The sequence below is a fragment of the Pseudoalteromonas arctica A 37-1-2 genome (assembly GCF_000238395.3).
In the GTDB taxonomy this organism is placed as follows: domain Bacteria; phylum Pseudomonadota; class Gammaproteobacteria; order Enterobacterales; family Alteromonadaceae; genus Pseudoalteromonas; species Pseudoalteromonas arctica.
This window is the reverse complement of the sequence record NZ_CP011025.1, coordinates 3,752,542-3,771,197: the sequence shown is the minus strand read 5'-3', so window position 1 is coordinate 3,771,197 and position 18,656 is coordinate 3,752,542. Positions and strand designations below refer to the sequence as shown.

At 39.3% G+C, this 18,656-nt stretch carries 12 protein-coding genes and 2 pseudogenes; 8 read left to right on the top strand and 6 right to left on the bottom strand.

What is annotated here, in order from left to right:
• Positions 1-81 precede the first annotated feature (81 nt).
• A pseudogene (locus PARC_RS17200) lies at positions 82-2,899 on the top strand (TolB family protein).
• Positions 2,900-2,928: 29 nt separating this feature from the next.
• Here PARC_RS17200 and PARC_RS17195 read toward each other — a convergent pair.
• Positions 2,929-4,089, bottom strand: coding sequence for a tetratricopeptide repeat protein (locus tag PARC_RS17195; RefSeq protein ID WP_010554535.1), 1,161 nt, complete (start codon positions 4,087-4,089; stop codon positions 2,929-2,931).
• A 49-nt stretch (positions 4,090-4,138) separates the two neighbouring features.
• Positions 4,139-5,272, bottom strand: a pseudogene (locus tag PARC_RS17190) (PepSY-associated TM helix domain-containing protein).
• Between the two features lie 290 nt (positions 5,273-5,562).
• Between PARC_RS17190 and PARC_RS17185 the strand changes: the two are divergent.
• The 6 genes from PARC_RS17185 to PARC_RS17160 all read left to right on the top strand — a co-directional run bounded on the left by PARC_RS17185 (position 5,563) and on the right by PARC_RS17160 (position 12,883).
• A complete protein-coding gene (locus tag PARC_RS17185) occupies positions 5,563-6,177 on the top strand; it encodes a PQ-loop repeat-containing protein (protein ID WP_033012533.1) in 615 nt (204 codons plus the stop codon).
• A 70-nt stretch (positions 6,178-6,247) separates the two neighbouring features.
• A complete protein-coding gene (locus tag PARC_RS17180; protein WP_010554537.1) occupies positions 6,248-7,072 on the top strand; it encodes a hypothetical protein in 825 nt (274 codons plus the stop codon).
• Entirely contained in the window at positions 7,069-7,542 is a 474-nt protein-coding gene (locus PARC_RS17175; protein WP_010554538.1) for a pilin, read from the top strand. Before PARC_RS17180 ends, PARC_RS17175 begins: the two co-directional genes overlap by 4 nt.
• A gap of 19 nt (positions 7,543-7,561) precedes the next feature.
• Complete coding sequence (locus PARC_RS17170; RefSeq protein WP_010554539.1) at positions 7,562-8,350, top strand: PhzF family phenazine biosynthesis protein; 789 nt, start codon at positions 7,562-7,564, stop codon at positions 8,348-8,350.
• Positions 8,351-8,569: 219 nt separating this feature from the next.
• A complete protein-coding gene (locus PARC_RS17165; RefSeq protein ID WP_007580481.1) occupies positions 8,570-9,748 on the top strand; it encodes an efflux RND transporter periplasmic adaptor subunit in 1,179 nt (392 codons plus the stop codon).
• 12 nt (positions 9,749-9,760) lie between these two features.
• Positions 9,761-12,883 carry an efflux RND transporter permease subunit gene (locus PARC_RS17160; protein ID WP_010554540.1) on the top strand — a complete coding sequence of 1,041 codons (3,123 nt, stop codon included), beginning with the start codon at positions 9,761-9,763 and terminating at the stop codon, positions 12,881-12,883.
• Positions 12,884-12,973: 90 nt separating this feature from the next.
• Here PARC_RS17160 and PARC_RS17155 read toward each other — a convergent pair whose 3' ends face one another.
• Both PARC_RS17155 and PARC_RS17150 read right to left on the bottom strand, forming a co-directional pair.
• On the bottom strand, positions 12,974-13,426 hold the full coding sequence (locus tag PARC_RS17155) for a c-type cytochrome (protein ID WP_010554541.1): 453 nt from the start codon (positions 13,424-13,426) through the stop codon (positions 12,974-12,976).
• A gap of 90 nt (positions 13,427-13,516) precedes the next feature.
• A complete protein-coding gene (locus PARC_RS17150) occupies positions 13,517-13,987 on the bottom strand; it encodes a DUF2721 domain-containing protein (protein ID WP_010554542.1) in 471 nt (156 codons plus the stop codon).
• Between the two features lie 191 nt (positions 13,988-14,178).
• Here PARC_RS17150 and PARC_RS17145 point away from each other — a divergent pair, with 191 nt between their 5' ends.
• Positions 14,179-16,353: a S9 family peptidase gene (locus PARC_RS17145; protein WP_010554543.1), complete on the top strand. Its 2,175-nt coding sequence runs from the start codon at positions 14,179-14,181 to the stop codon at positions 16,351-16,353.
• A gap of 42 nt (positions 16,354-16,395) precedes the next feature.
• Here the strand turns inward: PARC_RS17145 and PARC_RS17140 are convergent, their stop codons facing one another.
• Together PARC_RS17140 and PARC_RS17135 are read right to left on the bottom strand one after the other, a co-directional pair.
• The gene (locus PARC_RS17140; RefSeq protein WP_010554544.1) at positions 16,396-17,883 is read right to left on the bottom strand and encodes a sensor histidine kinase; all 1,488 of its coding nucleotides are present in this window, start codon (positions 17,881-17,883) and stop codon (positions 16,396-16,398) included.
• A gap of 10 nt (positions 17,884-17,893) precedes the next feature.
• A complete protein-coding gene (locus tag PARC_RS17135; RefSeq protein ID WP_007580488.1) occupies positions 17,894-18,619 on the bottom strand; it encodes a response regulator transcription factor in 726 nt (241 codons plus the stop codon).
• Positions 18,620-18,656 lie beyond the last annotated feature (37 nt).

Sequence of the window (18,656 nt, the reverse complement as noted above, 5' to 3'; positions counted from 1 at the left end):
CTTTATTACACTTTCTTACTGCCCATGAAAGACATTTAATAATACCCTAGATGGTATTAAGGAATTCTTTTAGGGACGCTCATGAAAAAAACACTTATCGCATCAGCTTTATTACTAGCAGCACCAAGCTTTGCAGCCGATTGGCAAACTATTCATACCGAACACTTTAATATTCACTACAGTATTGAGCATGCTGATTTTTGCTAAGTCAACTGCAACAGAGCTTGAAATAGTACGCACCAAAGTGCTTGAGCAGCAAAACAGAGCACTTGATAAAACAGTTGATGTAGTGGTGTTTGACCCCCTAAATGCAGCAAATGGCTTTGCGCTACCTACCTCAAGTAACCCTGTAATGGCACTTTTTACAACCCCACCACAATCCGACACAGTTATATCAAACAGCGCTGGCTGGCAGCAGTTGCTTGTGTTGCATGAATATATTCACTTAGTGCACTTAGCACAGCCTACACGCAATCACTGGCAGCAGAAAGTACGTGGTATATGGGATTTATACGACTTAACCTACAGTGATACGCCGCGCTGGGTAGCCGAAGGTTATGCCACATTGATTGAGTCTAAAGTGACGGGTCGTGGACGTTTGTTTGATAACTACTCAGAGTCAATACTGCGAGAATTTGCTCAACAGGGCGCACTGCCAACCTATGGGCAGTTAAATGGCGAGCAGGGCTTTATGGGAGGCTCAATGGCGTATTTAATGGGTAGTCGCTTTTTAAATTGGTTAGAGAAAAACTATTCAGAACAAACACTCGATAGTGTTTGGACGCGAATGCAAGGCGTAAAAACGCGGAATTTTGATGAGGCATTTAGCGGTGTGTTTGGGCAAAGTGCAGCCAAGCTATATCGCCGATTTATAGCTGAATATACCTATAAAGCAATGCAAATAGAGCAAGGGGAGCCGTTACTTAATAGTGAACTTTGGCTTGAGCTTAACTTATATGCAAGTAACCCAGTACTTTCAAAAGATGGTAGTAAAATTGCGATTGTTGAGCGAGATAAAGAGAGTAATACCAAGCTTATAATTTATAGCTCGGATGACAACATTAAAGCGCAAGAAGAGTTTACTAAAGCGCAAAAAGAGCTACTCGAAAACGATGCACAAGATATTCCCGATACAGCGCCCAGTGTGTTTAAGCGCGAACAAAAACAAGTGCTTAATCAAATTAACCGAGCTGGTATTGCAAACCCTCAATGGGTAAATAACACAACGTTATATTTTAATGCGTACAGCAATGAAGAGTCGGGTATTTATAACAAAGTGTCTGACATATTTAGCTATAACACTGACACTGGAAATATTACACAACTTACCGAACTTGCTGGTATACGACGATTTAGCGTAACCAGTAACGGCGAAACCTTGTATGGCGAGCAAATAAGAGATGGCTACTCTGAATTAGTAAAGGTTGATCTCAATACGCAAACCATCACACCATTATTTACAAAAAGCCTTGAGACAACTTACGATTACCCAATACTCAGTCCTGATGAAAATAAATTAGCTTATTTATCAACGTCATTAAATGAAAATTGGCAATTGTATATACAAGGTATAAACGGCGAACAACAGCTGTCAGTACCTATGCCAAACGGGTATCAATATTTAAGTCAGCCAAGCTTTAGCCATAATGGCGAGTCACTTTATTTTGTTGCAGGTTTAAATAGCGCCACCGATATTTATAACTACAACATAGAGAGTAAAACACTCACCAAGTTAACCCAAGGGCAAGAGGCCGTTGCCCACCCAATTGAAATGGCTGATGGCTCGTTACTCTATTTTTCGATAACTGCAGATGGGCCAAATGTAAAAACACTGCCAAAAGCTATAAAAAGCACTGTAGTTACTGAGTTTGCAGCTAACAAAAAAGCACCGCTGCTAATAGTAAACGAACATACACTTCCAAAAGCTAAAATATATAAGCACGAGACTACAGAGCAAACAAATTACAACGTGCTCGACCAGCACGCTACTTTCGCGATTGGCTCTCAATATTATTCGGCTTCTACCAGTTTGTTAGATTTAAGCATTAAAAGTAGCGACTTATTAAAGCAGCTCGACTTACAAGCGGGTTATAGCACTGATTTACACGATGGGGCATTGCACGGTGGTTATGTGCAGGCAAAATATAATGCGCTTGATGTAAAACTGAAACTTGCACTGTTTGACTACAATTTAGATACATCGCGCCAGTCTCAGCAAAGTCTAAGTGCAGACATGGATGCCCGTGGTGGTTTTGCCGCAATAAGTTACCCCGTTAAATTTGGGCAGTTAAGTTTAATGCCAGAGCTTGCCTACAATTACACTGATTATAAGCAAAGCCATAAAAGTTGGACGCGTTTAGGTATTGCTCAAAATTGGCAATATGATCGTCAAGACTTTGCTATAGGCCAAAGTATTTATGCGAGTTGGTACGATGGCAGTAGCAAAAGTAATAATTGGCAAGGTTATGATTTAGCCGCCAAAATTTTTGGTAAAGCGTTTGGTATTCCTCTTTATGCAAACTTTGATCAAAAGCAACGTGACGACAGCAGCCTTGCATTAGGTGGCTTTAGCTCAAATCTTATTAATCAGCAGCAAAATAGTGAATATGTACTTTCATCTGAGCTGCCTTTTTACAGTGCAACTGCAAAGCGCTATCAAGGCTACGGTGGCGGCTTTAGCTTTAAAGAAGGCATGCCGTGGCTTTATTATAAGCAACATCAACTCGACGACACCGTATACGCACAAAGCTACGGCTTAAAATACCAAGGTGACTTTAGTTTTGGAATGGGGCCAGCAGGTGTAAACGATTTAACGTTTAATATGGGACTGTCGCGAGTAGAAGGCGACAGTTTTGAAGATGAAATGCGTGCTTGGTTAAGCTTTTATTATTCACTTTAGCGTTTAAAGTTAACCACGGTTTGGCTAAGTTATTTGTCCATTTGTAACGACAGTAACTTAGCTTGATATACATCGAGTTTTTGATTATCACGTTCTAGTTCAATTGCTTTCTCAAGTAAGGTTTGTGTTTGTTTAATATTACCTTGTTGATAGCGAACTTTTGCGAGTTCCAAGTATAACTCAGCAATGTAAGGCGCTTTAGTAATAGCTTGCTCAAGGTGTGCTTTAGCCTGATGAGCGTGGCCAGCTTGTAAGTTGTTTTTAGCGATCACTAGTAATTCGTATGGGTCTTTTTCTTTATTAACTAATTGTGAGGTGAGCTCTTTAACAAGCTCTTTGTCGCCTAACTTTTTAGCTAAAAGCTGATAGTTGCTGATTAAATTAATGCTTATTTCGTTATTACTAAGTGCTGCTTGATAGATGTTTTTAGCGCTTTGTAAATCACCAGCTCGGCGATGTAAAATGCCAGCTATATTAAATAATTCAGGATCATTGGGGGTGTATTTGTTTGCTTGTAAAATAAGTGAGTAAGCAATATCCAGCTGTTTGTCTGCTAGCGCTGTTGCAGCTAAATTACTGTAAAACTTAGAAACTAAATCGTTATAGTCTGCGCTGCTTGAATAAAAACTGCGACGGGTAGGGAAGTAATCAATTAAGGTGCCCGCTCTGAAAAATTCAACAATATTATCATCTTTTTTCTCTACTTTTGGGGCGTATACTCTTGTTCTAAAGTGGCTTGCTACATAAACAACATTATTTTCTTTTGCGTATATGGGCTTACTTGTAACTTCTTGAAAGCTTGTTTCTAACCCAAGAGCTTGTGCATAGCTTTGTGTTAAAACAGCTAAGCTAATACAGTTGCCTTGCGAAAGTTTTAAGGCTTGGGCTGAAGTAAGTGTATCGCCGTGGTATTTAAAGTTAGCTAAGTTGCTTTCGAGGTAGTTGTAAATTATGCGGTCATCACGGATTTCAGACTGTTTTTGTTTTTCGGCATAAGCTAAAAATTTTTCTTTTTCAGCATTTGGCAGCTCGAAAATACTGTACTCAGAAGGAGTGTCGAGTTTATTAAACAAAGAATGGTTTAATAGTTGTTCAAGCCCTACTTGTTGTTCTACTTGCTGAACCTTGGTTGTGTTACATCCAACTAAATATAAAAAAGTAATACAGACTGCTATTTTATAAAACATCATAAACCCACTCCATTGTTAAATTTTACATTACAATGTGGTGGGTTTTTAATCAAGCACTTGCTGTGCTGCGTTTACTTGAGCGATTTTTTTGTGATTGTTTTTTACGTTTACGGCGGGTAAACCACAAGTAAAAACCAGTACCTGCTAGCCACACTGGGCTTAAACCAATAACACACCACAGTATTTTACTTATTAGCCCTGCAAAGTAGCCAAAATGAAGTTTTCAAAAACTATCAATTACCTGCCAGCCAACGCCTACTTCGCGAATATCCCAGTTAGCTATGTGCTCGCCTGTTAGCTTGTTATAGCTAACCGTATTGGCATACTCACTAGCAAGTGGGTTGGCGGTATCGACTTCGCCGAATAAGGTAATGTTTTCGTCAGGCTCGAGTGGCATAACTAAGAACGTACCGTTAAAAGTGGGGATTTGCTTTTTACTGTCATCAAGTATGCGTTGAAACGAAATATCGCTACTGTGTAGGTTTTTGGTTAGTACAAAGTGCTCTTCCTCTGCGTGTTCAATAACTTCGTGATACCACACCGCCCAGTTAAAGTAGCCACCTGTGATAGCTAAAATAATAATGATGGGAGATCCTATAACCCCCGTCATTTTATGAATGTCGCTAAGTACAATTTGCAGTGTTGCACGCCAGCGCACACTAAATAGACGCTGCCAAAATTTACGATAAATAATAAGCCCAGTAATACCTAATACCAATAAAAACAGAGCAAAAAAGAAGCCTAGTACAGTGCCTGTTTGCCCTGGCAGGTTTTTAAAGTCGTTCAGTAAAAAAGTGTAATGTAGTTCTAAAAACCAATCGGTAAAATAATGGCTGGTACCAACAGGTTCAGACAAAATGTCACCCGTATACTGGTTTAAATGAAACTTATACCATTGCTCTGTGCCGCGTTTGACTAAGTAAACCCGATCAGCTGTATCATCGTTAAATATTTCCCAACTACCTACTACATATTCAGGGTAAGCATGCTCTGTTTTGGCAATTAACGTGTCGATTGGCATGCGCTCTGGCAGTGCATTTACAACAAAGTGGCTGCTTGGCATAAGTAAGCCATCTATTTCACTTTTAAAAACTAATACGCTCCCTGTAATACTAATAACAATCAATGGAATGATAGCTATTAGAGCGATCCAGCTGTGAATTTTAAAAAGAGTTTTTCTCATAGGTAGTTTTATATACAGCAGCTAATGACTTGCGCATGATAACAACTATCATTTTTATTTAATAGTTTGGCGGTGAGGCTTTCTATTAAACCGGTAAACCGTGAACTTAATTCTACGGTTTTTGTATACCTAGCTTGCCAGTACCTAAAACAAGAATGTCTTATTTAGTTGAGTTAAATTTACGCGGCTCTACAATGCCGCGCTCATAGTAAAAGCCTTTTAAAACAAATGTTTATTAAATGTTTTTATTTCCGTGTTTAATTAACATTTATATAACGATCGAGGTTGCTTTGGCGCATTATTTGCCTATATTGTCTTCATTTATTCTGGTTTTTAGTTTTTTACCATTACTAAACAAAATTCGAAAAAATCGTAGTGTTTCAGGTTTATCACTATTGATGATGACGTTTGGGTTAGCACAAAGCCTTTATTTTATAACCTACAATATTTATTTTGAGCGTTTTTATATTGCGTTACCATTTATTGTAACCGGTGCGTTAAGCGGACTTATTTTGTATTTTTTTGCACGTTATAACGCAGCTAAACGAGAACGGGTACAGTTGTTTACTATGCTAGGTTTTTCGTTACTGCCTTTTTCACTACTTTTGAATTCAAGCCTCGATACTGCAACGGTATTAAGCGCTTTAACGTATGTTGGCCTTGTGATGAGTTCGGTACGTGTTATGCCACAAACTTATAAAACATTGCGTACGGGTAATGTAAGTAATTTAAGCGCGCGCTACTTTAGCTTGCAGTTTATTGCTGGTATTTGCGGCTTAGTTGTTGAGCTTACAACAGCGGCTCCAAGCACGGCGCACTTACTTATGTTTATTATGCTGCTGCTTACCAATGCTGTGCAATTTGGTTGTATGCAATATTATAGAATGCGGCCTGTAATGGCTTAAAAACAAGCTACTTAAGTTCCTATTTAGCCTAATTTATGGCAAATTACTTTATCTAATAAAAGGATAAAGTATGAATTGGAATCAGTTTGGCTATATTTGCCGTGTTAATAGCTCTAAAACACTAAGTACAGAGCAAAAAGATGAGCTGAGTACACCGCCCCATTTAAATATGCATGCCAATAGCGGGTCGCATAGTAAATTAGCGCATAATCTGGCGACGCAAATTGCATCTCAAGATGAGGCAACATCGCAAAAGCAAGCTACGTATTATCAATGTTTACCGGAATTAGTTAACGAATTTAAGTTTGAGCACAAGGGCTGGCTTAGTTACTTAACCATTGTATTTGTTATTTATGTTTTATCCTCTTTGTTGTATCAGTCTTTTGTTGTGCCTACTTTTGTAGAGATATATAGCAAGCATACAGTTTCTTTAAATCATGTATTTGATGATTATTTTACGTACTGGTATGTACCAATTATTTTACTCGTTTTATTGCTGAGTGTTATTTTTACCGTTATTTTAAAGCTAAAAAATGTAAGTGCTCTCACAGAGCTAAAGCCTTTTTCGGGTTTATTTAAATTTCTTATTCCTCGTCAATTAATTAATGAGCATAACTCTTTAATTACCACGCTATTATTTCCAAGTAATCATAAAGAAGGTGTTAAAGCTTCTACACCCCAAACCGAGCACTTAGCTCAATGCGAGCTGCTAGGTTTAGAAACCCAAGAAGAATTTAAAGCGCTACTAAAGCTGCAGCTAAAGTTACTTAATACACATATTAAAAGCTTTATAAGTAAGCTCGTTATTGTTTATGGTTTGGTTATTGTTGTGTCTATTTGCTTATTTGTGAAAGCGGCTTATCAACCACTATTTATGCTAGGAGAAGTGCTATGAGAACAAAAGGATTTACGTTAATAGAGTTGATGGTGGTGGTGTCCATTATTGGTATTTTAGCTGCGGTTGCGCTACCTCAATACAGTAAGTATATACAACGAGCAGAACTTGTTGACCCGCTTGCAATGGCTGCTGCCATTAGAGAAGACGTTACGGTTTATTATCTTGAAAACAGGCGTTTTCCAGCAAGTAATGAACAAGCAGGTGTACCTGCAAGTAAATTTTTGATTGGTAATCGGGTAACGGGTATTACAGTTGATAATGGTGCTATTCATATTAGTTTGGGTAATAAAGCTTCACAGCTTTTGCAAAATACAGTTTTAACATTCAGACCCGCAGTTGTAACGGGAAGCCCTACAAGCCCGATTGCGTGGTTATGTGGGTTTGACGAACCGGTAACTGGCATGCAAGCGGTTGGCGAAAATAAAACAACAGTACCAAAAGAAATTTTACCTTCAGCGTGTATATAAAATAGTTTAGGGGATTAAAGTGCAATTAGCTATTCATCAAATTGATGCGTTTACGAATGAGTTATTTAAAGGTAATTATGCGGCAGTGATCCCACTAGAATCGTGGTTAAGTGACGATTTAATGCTAAAGATTGGCGCTGAGAATAACGTATCTGAAACTGCTTTTACCTGCCTGCAAGACGATGGAAGTTTTGTTATTCGCTGGTTTTCGCCGTTAATGGAAATCGATTTTTGTGGTCACGCCACACTTGCGGCTGCCTATGTTTTAAGTGAAGAGCATAACATATCGCAAATTCGCTTTATTGCTGATGCGGTGGGCGAGCTAATCGTTAATAAAAACGCTGATGGCAGCTTTGCAATGACCTTTCCAAAACAAGCACCGGTTGAAGTGCAAAATGTGCCGCAGCAACTGCTTGATGGCCTGTCTATACAACCGAGTAAAGTGCTTAAAAATCGACAAGCCTACTTTGTTATTTATGAAAACGCCGATCAAATACTTGAATTAAAAACTAGCTCAGAGCTTTTAAAAACGCTTTATCCACTTGATGTAGTGGCCACTGCTGCAAGTGCTGAATATGATTTTATATCTCGTTATTTTTGGCCTGCAAGCGGTGGCGACGAAGATTATGTAACAGGCTCTATTCATACTGGTTTGGCACCTTACTGGGCGCAGCAATTGGGTAAAACTACGTTAACTGCTTATCAGGCTTCAAGCAGAGGCGGGTATTTACTATGTGAAGTGGGTGATACAACCGTCACCTTAACGGGGCATGCTGTAAGGTATTTAAAAGGCACTATTTATATTTAATTAGGAGCTTTATATTTGACAAGGAACAAGGTTTAATTATTCATTTCAAAATCATACCAACTGCTTGTTTTTTATTATTATACTAGTCGTTTTCTTAAGCTACTTCCTTTATTTTATCTATTAATATACGCACTTGTAACAGTTGCTTACAAATGTCACCTTAATGTTTCATATGGCTCTGGTATTATGACGTTAATAGAATTTTGGGGATAATAGGATATGCAAACAAATTCACTTAGATGGGTTTTTCCATTTGTAGCGCTAATTGTTGGTGTTGTTGGCTTTATGGGAATAAATGCCATTGCACAAGAGCCAGAAAAAAAAGAAGTAATTGATACTCGTCCAACAGTGCAAGTTGAGCCAGTGGCTGCAAACGATCATCAAGTTATTATTAATAGCTACGGTGAAGTAAAGCCTCTTGAAAGTACACAGCTTTCGGCGCAGGTGTCGGGTGAAGTGTTAAGTTGGCATCCTAATTTTGTAGCCGGTGGCATCGTTGCTCGCGGTGAAACGTTATTCACTATCGAAAAAGACAATTACGAAGCAGCAGTACTTGTTGCAGAGGCAGAAATTGCTCGTGCACAAGCAGGCTTGATTGAAGAGCAGGCCCAAGCTCAAGTAGCCGCAGATGAAGCAAAGCGTTTTCCAAGTAAAGCGCGTACCGACTTATTTTTACGTAAGCCTCAAGTGTTAAGTGCGCAGGCATCTGTAAAGTCGGCGCAAGCTGCATTAAAACGTGCACAACGTGACTTAGATAATTGTGAAGTAACAGCCCCTTACGATGCATTGGTTATTAGCCGAAATGTAGGTGTTGGTCAATTTGTCACTATGGGTTCGCAAGTTGCTGAGCTTAATAATATTGAAACTGCTGAAGTGATTATTCCTATAGCAGGGTTCGATAGCGTTTTTTTGCCAGAACGCATTAAAGGCATTACCGCAACGATTATTCAAAAGGGCCTAAACAGCTTCACCCGTGAAGGTGTAATTGACCGCGACCTAGGGATTGTTGATAACGCTACGCGTATGAGCAGTCTAGTCGTGCGTATAGAAGACCCATACGGTCTTAAAAACATACAACCAGCCATTAAGTTTGGCAGCTACGTACAGGTGAATTTTGCAGGTGCAATGCTTAATAATATTTACCGTTTACCGCAAGCTTTGGTTAACAACCAAACTGTGTGGGTAGTAAACGAAAATCAAGAACTAGAGCCTCGCAAAGTAACGGTTATTCGTGAAGAGGGTGAGTATTTTTATATTAGCAGCGGTTTAAATGCCGATGACAAACTTGTTATTACTCTACCTGAATACCCGCAAAAAGGAATGCAGGTTAAAATTGCAGGTGTAGCTGCAAAACCTGAAAGCTCAGAAACGAGCACTTCAAACACGCAACAGCTGTAGGGTGTAATAGTTATGAGCGAGTCAATACAACAAAAACAAACAGGGCTAATTGCCTACTTTGCTAATAATTCAGTAGCCGCTAATTTAATGATGTTTTTTATCATTATTATGGGGGCTATAAGTTACTTTACGATTCAGCGTCAAATGTTTCCTAATGTAGAGATTAACTACATTAATATTGAGGCTAATTACCCAGGTGCCTCTCCTCAGGAAATAGAAGAAAGTATTCTTATAAAAGTTGAAGAGTCACTTAAAGATATAACCGAAATTAAAAAAGGCGTGTATCGCGCATTTAGAAATGGCGGTACAGCAAGCCTGGAAATAAACACCGATGCAAAACTTACCGATGTGCTTGATAAAGTAAAGTTGCGTGTTGATGGTATTGCGACTTTTCCGGCGGGTATGGAACCGGTCACCATAAGTCAGGTTGAGTTTAGGCAAGACGTTATAGGTATGACGCTCGTTGCTGACTTACCACTTACAGAGCTTAAGCCTATAGCAAACCAAATAGAGGATGAGTTACTACAGTTATCTAACGTGTCGTTAGTGGTAAACGATGTTCCTCTTGATGAAATAGCAATTGAAATAGAGCCCGATACGCTGCGCCAATATAATCTAACCCTTAGTGATGTGATGAATGCGGTACGCCGTTACTCAGCTAACTTTTCGGCGGGGCAGCTAAAAACAGACGCCGGTGTTATTTCTGTTCGCGTCGAGAATCAGTTTTACTCGGGTGAAGAGTTTAGACAAATTCCGGTAAAAATTGGCGAGTATGGCGCTAAAGTTTTACTGCAAGATATTGCAGTTATTAAAGATCAATTTACCGAAGGTGAGCGCTACTTTAAGTTTAATGGCGAAAACGCGGTGTATTTATCGGTAAAAGCAACGCAAGAGCAAAACATGATTCCCGTTGCTGATTCGGTTAAAGCGTTTATTGATCAAAAAAATAAGCAGCTACCGCCAGGTATTCGATTAGAGCCATTAATGGATATGACCTACTACCTAAATGCTCGCCTTGATATGATGAAAGCTAACCTGTTTCAAGGTGCCATTTTGGTGGCAATTATGTTGTCGTTATTCTTGCGTTTTAAACTAGCGCTTTGGGTAATGATTGGCTTACCTGTTTGTTTTTTAGGGGCCATGATGATGATGCCACTATTTGGCATTAGCATTAATATTATTTCGTTATTCGCTTTTATAATGGTGCTCGGCATAGTGGTGGATGATGCCATAGTGATAGGGGAAGCTGCCTACACCGAAGTTGAAAAAAGCGGCGGTGGTGTAGAAAATGTTGTGCGTGGCGCTAACCGAGTCGCGACCCCTGCAACCTTTGGTGTATTAACAACAATTGCTGTATTTGCACCATTCACAATGTCGAGCGGGCCAGAAAGTGCCTTCTTTTATGGTATAGCCGTTGTAGTAATGCTGTGTTTAGTATTTAGTTTGATTGAATCAAAGCTGATACTGCCAGCTCACATTGCTCATACGCACTTTTCGCCGATTAAAAAAGGTGGCTGGCGCGATCGCTTCAATACACGCTTTTTTGGTTTCGTAAATGGCCCATACAAACGTTTTATTGCTAAGTGTGTTGATTGGCGCTGGACTGTTTTGTTTGCTTTTATTGCAATGTTTATAATTAGTATTGCACTTATTACGTCTAATAAAGTACGTACAGTTCCAACTCCTAAAGTGCCGCACGACTTTCCACAAATTCAAGTAGAAATGAACGACAACGTTTCTGACTTACAAACCATTGCTGCTATTCGTGAAATAGAAGCTATGGTACTTAGAGTCGATGAAGAGACTGAACGTGAATTTGGTCAAAAAATTATTCGTGATGTATTGGTATTTAATCAAGGCAGAACCGAGTCGCAGTTACTAGCTCCATTAGTTGACGAAGATTCACGTCCATACAATGCATTTGAGCTTTCTCGACGGTGGCGTGAGGCTATGCCGACTATTGCTGGTATTAAGTCGTTAACTATTCAAGACGATGTTGGCGGCGGCGGTGGTAATGGCGGCGGCGAGTTTGGCTATTTACTGTATGGCTCAGACATAGATACTTTAAATCAAGCGGGTCGTCGTTTTATTCAATTACTTCAACAGCAAAAAGGGTTGTTTGATATTAGCTCAACCATAGATCCTGCGAGCAAAGAAGTGCAAATGAGCCTTAAACCTGTTGCTTACGATTTAGGCTTAGATTTAGCCGGTATTGCAAATCAAGTGGGTGCTAGTTTTTATGGTGGCGAGGCACAGCGTGTAATCCGAAACGGCGAAGAAGTACGCGTAATGGTACGTTACCCTAAGCTGACTCGTGAGGCATTTTCATCGCTTAAGCACACCGTTGTTACTACCCCACAGGGGCGAGAAGTACTTCTTGGTGATGTAGTAGAGCTAACAGAAACGCCAGGTATTAGCTATATACGCCGCGAAGGTGGTTACCGTACCGTGTATGTTTATGGCAATATTGATGAAGAGCAAATTGAGCCAGGCGAAGTGGTTAAGCAAGTAAAAGAAAATCTACTGCCACAGCTAATAGAAGAATTCCCAAGTGTTAAATCAGAGCTTGGTGGCGCAATAGAAGAGCAGCAAGCTCAAGCTAATGAGCAAATAATGTTTTTTATTGGCGGAATGATTTTAGTATACATACTGCTAGCTGTGCCGCTTAAAAGCTATTCACAACCGCTTATTGTAATGTCGGTTATTCCGTTTAGTTTAACCGGGGCTATTTGGGGTCATTATTGGTTTGATTTAGATATGAGCTTAATGTCGGGCTTTGGCTTAATTGCCGCAGCAGGGGTTGTGATTAATGACTCACTTGTAATGACCGATTATGTAAACCAAGTTCGCCGCGAAGGTGTTAGCGTTAAAAATGCAGTAATAGAAGCCGGTTGTGCCCGCTTTAGAGCAATACTATTAACGTCTATAACAACCTTTGCTGGTGTATTACCTATTATGTTTGAAACAAGCCTGCAGGCTAAGTTTGTAATACCTATGGCAGTAGCACTTGGCTTTGCTGTTATGTTTGCAACGTTAATAACGCTTATATTAGTGCCATGCCTATATATTATTTTAGGTGATATTGGTGCTGTGTTTAAGCGCCCGTTTAAAAGCCGAGCTGTGAAAGTCTCGTAGATAAAAAACATAAAAAAAGCACTGACCGTTATTAACGCTCAGTGCTTTTTTATTATCTATTTATTGTTGTTAAACTGGCTACAACAATAATTAATCTTTAAATTGCTTATGGCAATCTTTACAGCCTTTAGCCCATGCGCCAAAAGCTTTACCAATTACGGCTTTATCGCCCGATTGAGCAGCTAACGCTAGCTTATCTGCATTTGCTGCAAAAGCATTCGCTTTTTCAACAAAGGTTGCATTTTCGGCCCAAACAGCAGCAAGTGCAGCTGTATCGCCTTTATCTGTCCCTTCGTAAAATGCTTCCCATGGCATTTTTGATAAAGCAGCGGCATTGTTAGCACGCTTTTGAAATTGCTCTGCATCAAAAGGTACTTTGCCTTTAAGCATTGCACCCATGTCGCTAATTTGAACTGAGATCATCGAAAACGCAGCTTGGCGGTATTCAATCGCGTCACTTGGTTCTTTAAATGCAGAATTTGCCGATACGCTAAATGCACATGTAGCTAATGCTACACCTGCTAATATTTTTTTTAATTTCATAGTTTGCCCCTGTTGAGTATTATTCCTAATTTAATATCTTGTATGCAACGTCATTTTTATTCAAGCGAATACGACGGATTTAATGAAAAGTTAATCATTAATGCCTATATCGGCAAATATCATGCCTCGTCGCATGCTGCGCGTTGCTAAAAATACTTCACCTAATAACGAAATAAATGCACAAATGAGTAACGCCATGGCAGCTACAAAACAACAAGCAATGGTCACGCTTAAGTTAATTGATTGAATGTGCGACAAGAATAAAAACATAACCACAGCACATACAAGTAAGGCACTTAATACACTTAAACTAAAAGCAATATGTATACATCGAGATCTTTTTAATAAAGCGCGGAGTTCTGTTGCTAGCGACTTATTAAAATCGTCATCTGTATTTATTTTTAATCTTCGCTCCAATAAGCGCGCTCTGTCGGTAATTCGTGCTAAGCGATTAGATAAAACACCTAAAGTTGCTGCTATACCTGTGATTAAAAATACGGGAGCAACGGCCGTTTGAATTACTTTTGCCATAGTTAAAATGTTAATTACTTCGCTATTCATTACTACCCTTAATCAGTTGAGCTTAAAAGTGATTTATATATCTACAGAGTACCTGATGTAGGCTTATTAAGAAAAGAGGAATTACGTTGATTTACTTTACATAGCTTCACAAACTAAATCACAACATAGGTTATTTTTAGGTATATTTAATTACTTAATAAAAAATAAAAATACAACAAGGACTTTGACTGATGAAACGTACTCCATTCGCACTCGCAGCACTATCGCTCGCTATTTTAAGTGGCTGTAATCAAGCCCCTGAAGAAACCAAAAAAAGTAATACACAAGTTAAAGCGGTTCAAGTAGCCCAAGCTGTAGCCCCTGTTGCTAAAAAAGTGCCACATGAAATGACTATTCATGGTGACACACGTATAGATAATTACTATTGGCTGCGTGATGATGAACGTAAAGCACCTGAGGTAATTAACTACTTAGAAGCTGAAAATACATACACTGATGCAATGCTTGCACATACTAAAGCGCTGCAAAGTGAGTTGTTTGAAGAGCTAAAAGGGCGTATTCAAAAAGACGATGATTCAGTCCCAGTAAAAAACGGTGATTATTTTTACTCAACACAAACACGTGGCGATAACGAGTACACTACTTACTTACGCAGCAGCGATTTTGCAGGTACCGATCAGCAAGTTATTTTAGATGTAAATGAGCTTGCTAAAGGCCATGATTATTATGCAGTAAGTGGTTTAGATGTAAGCCCTAATGGCAATTTAATGGCTTATGGCGAAGATACTGTTAGCCGTCGTATTTATAGCGTAAAAATAAAAGATTTAACTACCGGTAAATTACTCGAAGACACACTTGAAGGCACCAACGGTGGCATTGTGTGGGCAAACGATAATAAAACGGTTTACTACATTAAAAAAGATTTACAAACTCTACTAGGTTACCAAGTGTATCGTCATACATTAGGTACATCGCAAGCTGATGATGAGCTAATTTACGAAGAAACTGATACCAGTTACTACATGGGTATGAGTAAAAGCAAAGATGAGTCAGAGATTTATATTTGGCACAGCAGCACGGCTGCATCAGGCGTATCTGTATTAAGTGCTGATGATACTAAGGCAATGCCTAAACGCTTAATTGAGCGCGAAGCAGGGCTTGAATATGATATTTCGAAGCTAGGGAATACTTACTACATTGTAACTAACTTAAATGCTGTAAATTTTCAGCTGATGAAAGTTGATATTGATAAAGCAGGCGACAAGGCTAATTGGCAAAGTGTGATCCCTGCGCGCGATGATATTAAACTCGAAGGCATTGATTTATTTAATAACTACTTAGTTTACCAAGAACGTGAAATGGGCCAATCAAAGTTGATTGCGCGTGATTTAAAAACAGGTAAAGAGTTACCACTGAGCTTTAACGATAGCGCTTATACAATTGGTACTTATGGCAATAACGATATAGATAGCAGCACGTTACGTGTTTACTACACAAGCATGACCACTCCAAGCTCATCGTACGATGTAGATTTAGCGACTGGCGATAAAACGCTTCTTAAGCAACAGGTTGTGTTAGGTGATTTTGATGCTGACAATTACGCGTCAGAGCGTATTTTTGTAACAGCACGTGATGGCATAAAAGTACCGGTAAGCTTAGTTTACCGTAAAGATGCGTTTAAAAAAGATGGCACTAACCCGCTACTGCAATATGGTTACGGTTCTTATGGCGCTACCATGGATCCAACGTTCTCAAGCTCACGTTTGAGCTTGTTAGACCGTGGCTTTGTATTTGCAATTGCCCATGTACGTGGATCGCAAATGCTAGGTCGTCCTTGGTACGAAGACGGTAAGCTACTCACTAAAAAGAATACATTTAACGACTTTGTTGACGTAACTAAAGCACTGGTTTCTCAAAAGTATGGTGCAAAAGATGAAATATTTGCGTTAGGTGGCAGTGCTGGTGGCTTATTAATGGGCGCAGTAGCAAACCAAGCGCCTGAGCTTTATAAAGGCATGGTTGCTGCGGTACCGTTTGTAGATGTAGTAACAACGATGCTTGATGCGAGTATTCCGCTTACAACAAATGAATACGGCGAATGGGGTAATCCGAACGAAAAAGCGTATTACGATTACATGCTGTCTTACTCGCCATACGACCAAGTATCTAAGCAAGCATATCCTAATATGTTAGTAACGACTGGCTTGCACGATTCACAAGTTCAATACTTTGAACCTGCAAAATGGGTTGCTAAGCTGCGTGACTATAAAACTGATGACAATAAGTTACTGTTTAAAATAGATATGGAAGCAGGGCACGGTGGTGCATCGGGTCGCTTTAAGCGCTTAGAAGATACCGCGCTAAACTATGCATTTATGCTTGATTTAGCGGGTATTAAAAAGTAATTAATTTATATATTTAAAATAAACAAAAATGTAAGGTGCTTTTTAAGAAAGCACCTTTTTTTGTGGCAAGTTAAAGCTAAACATAGTGCCTTTACCAATTTCACTTTGTACGTAAATTTCGCTATCCATCAGTTTTAATAACCCTCTGCAAATAGCCAATCCTAAACCACCTTGCTGGCGCCCTTCTTTATTAGAATTACTTGCTTGGTAGTGCGGATCAAAAATAGCATTCAGCTCATCTTCTTTTATGCCTACGCCCGTGTCTGATACATGCACAAATAGTTGATTATCGTCACTGCGTTTTACATGTACTGCAATGCTGCCGCCACGAGGGGTATGCCTAATTGCGTTATCAATTAAGTTGCTTAACACGCGCTCTAATTTAGCTATATCGGCAACCACAGGAAAATCACAAATCGCAGGTTCTACCGACAAACTAATGCCTTTTTTGTCAACGGCTAAACTAAATTTTGCCATGCAATCGTAAATGAGTTCACCTAAATTAAAGGTTTCTTTATTTATACTTATTTCGCCATTTTCTAAGTGAGCAAGCTCAAATATTTGCTCTATGAGTAGCTTTAATTGCCCACAATTATTAAGCGATACCTGCAAGTATTCTTGCTGCTCTTGTTTACTTAGCTGCTCGCCCGACTGATTTAATACTTCTAAAAACCCCTGCAGTGAAGCAAGTGGTGTACGTAGGTCGTGCGATAGATGAGTTAGCAACTCTTTGCGTTGTTTATCGCCTTGTTCAAGCGCTTTAAACTGCTCATTAATACGCGTTAGCATGGCTTGAATACTTCGCCCTAAACTATGCACTTCGTTACTTTTTTGCGTTGAATAGTTACTTAGCTTGGTGTCGGTAAGGCTGTAGTTAGCGGCTTCAATATTACTAACATCGCGTGCTAAGCGCTGAATTGGGTTGGTAAAAAAACGTAGTAAAATTAGCATCGCAATAAATAAAAATGCGAGTGCAGAGCCAAGCCATAAAGCAGCTAGCCATAACTTATCATTATTTTTTACAGTGCTTAGTGAGGTATCGTAAGCCTCACCACCAATAATTACATATAAATAACCTTGTAGCTTATCTTGATTAAATACTGGCGCGGCTGAAAATATTTTTTGTTGCTCTTTATTACGAGGATTATCACCATAAATAGGTGCAGCGCTTGGGTCGTTAATCAGCCTTTTTAAAGGCGTTAAACTAATATGCGTGCGTTTAACTTTACCCGGCTTTGCTGAGTAAGTAAGAATTTTTCCGGTTTCGTCTACAAAATAAAATTCAAACGCAGGACCTAATAACATTAAGGTATGGAAGAGGTTTTCAAGCGCTTTATAGTCGTAAACCCCTTCTTTTATTAGTGGGTTATCTTGTACTAAATGTTCCGCTAACGCTAAGTGCAGATTTTGTTCGGCGTGGTGTTTTGAAGTCAGTTCTAATTGCTTGCTCCAGCCGTAAACTAGGGCGCAAATAAAACAAAAAATCACGACTAGCGATATAGCTAATTTTTGATACAAAGATAATTTCATAATAGGTGTCTTAATTGAGTTGGCTAGGGTTTAGTTTGTAACCAACACCCCAAACTGTTTCGATGATAGGCGCTTGTTGGTGTTCTTCTAGCTTGGCACGTAAGCGGTTTATATGTGAATTAACCGTATGCTCGTACCCACTGTGTTGGTAACCCCATACTTTATCGAGTAACTGCTGGCGGCTAAAAACATGATTAGGATGGCGTGCAAAGTAAACGAGTAAATCAAATTCGGTGGCGGTAAGGTTAAGGGCTTGCTTGCCTAAATACACTTGGTGCGAACTAAATTCTATATTGAGTGAGCCTACATTTAGTGTTTGTTCGCTATCAACGGGGGAGTTGTCGTTATTTTGGCTAGCGAGTAGTTGTGCTCTGTGGCGTAATTGGGTTTTTACTCTGGCTTGTAATTCGCGTGCAAAAAAGGGTTTACAAATATAATCGTCGGCGCCCATTTCAAGGCCAATAACTCTGTCCATATCGCTACTAAGCGCGGTGAGTAAAATAACGGAGGTAGTAGGGTAATGCTCTTTTATTTTTCGGCATAAGCTTAAACCATCCATTTGGGGTAAGTTTATATCGAGTAAAATAAGTCCGTAGGGATGCTTGGCTATTTTTTTTAAGGCAAGTTCTGCGCTTACAACATGATCTACATGTAAGTTAAGCGAAGTAAGTTGTGTGGTAATTAATTTACCTATTTCTCTGTCGTCTTCTACTACTAATATTTTTTCGTGACGCATGTATTACCTCGTAAAAAGGGGGGCATCCGTGCTCCCT

Excerpts from the sequence above, each read along its gene's own strand:
- PARC_RS17195 (WP_010554535.1), bottom strand. The coding sequence starts at position 4,089 with ATGATGTTTTATAAAATAGCAGTCTGTATTACTTTTTTATATTTAGTT.
- PARC_RS17180 (WP_010554537.1), top strand. The coding sequence starts at position 6,248 with ATGAATTGGAATCAGTTTGGCTATATTTGCCGTGTTAATAGCTCTAAA.
- PARC_RS17175 (WP_010554538.1), top strand. The coding sequence starts at position 7,069 with ATGAGAACAAAAGGATTTACGTTAATAGAGTTGATGGTGGTGGTGTCC.
- PARC_RS17165 (WP_007580481.1), top strand. The coding sequence starts at position 8,570 with ATGCAAACAAATTCACTTAGATGGGTTTTTCCATTTGTAGCGCTAATT.
- PARC_RS17160 (WP_010554540.1), top strand. The coding sequence starts at position 9,761 with ATGAGCGAGTCAATACAACAAAAACAAACAGGGCTAATTGCCTACTTT.
- PARC_RS17155 (WP_010554541.1), bottom strand. The coding sequence starts at position 13,426 with ATGAAATTAAAAAAAATATTAGCAGGTGTAGCATTAGCTACATGTGCA.
- PARC_RS17150 (WP_010554542.1), bottom strand. The coding sequence starts at position 13,987 with ATGAATAGCGAAGTAATTAACATTTTAACTATGGCAAAAGTAATTCAA.
- PARC_RS17145 (WP_010554543.1), top strand. The coding sequence starts at position 14,179 with ATGAAACGTACTCCATTCGCACTCGCAGCACTATCGCTCGCTATTTTA.
- PARC_RS17140 (WP_010554544.1), bottom strand. The coding sequence starts at position 17,883 with ATGAAATTATCTTTGTATCAAAAATTAGCTATATCGCTAGTCGTGATT.
- PARC_RS17135 (WP_007580488.1), bottom strand. The coding sequence starts at position 18,619 with ATGCGTCACGAAAAAATATTAGTAGTAGAAGACGACAGAGAAATAGGT.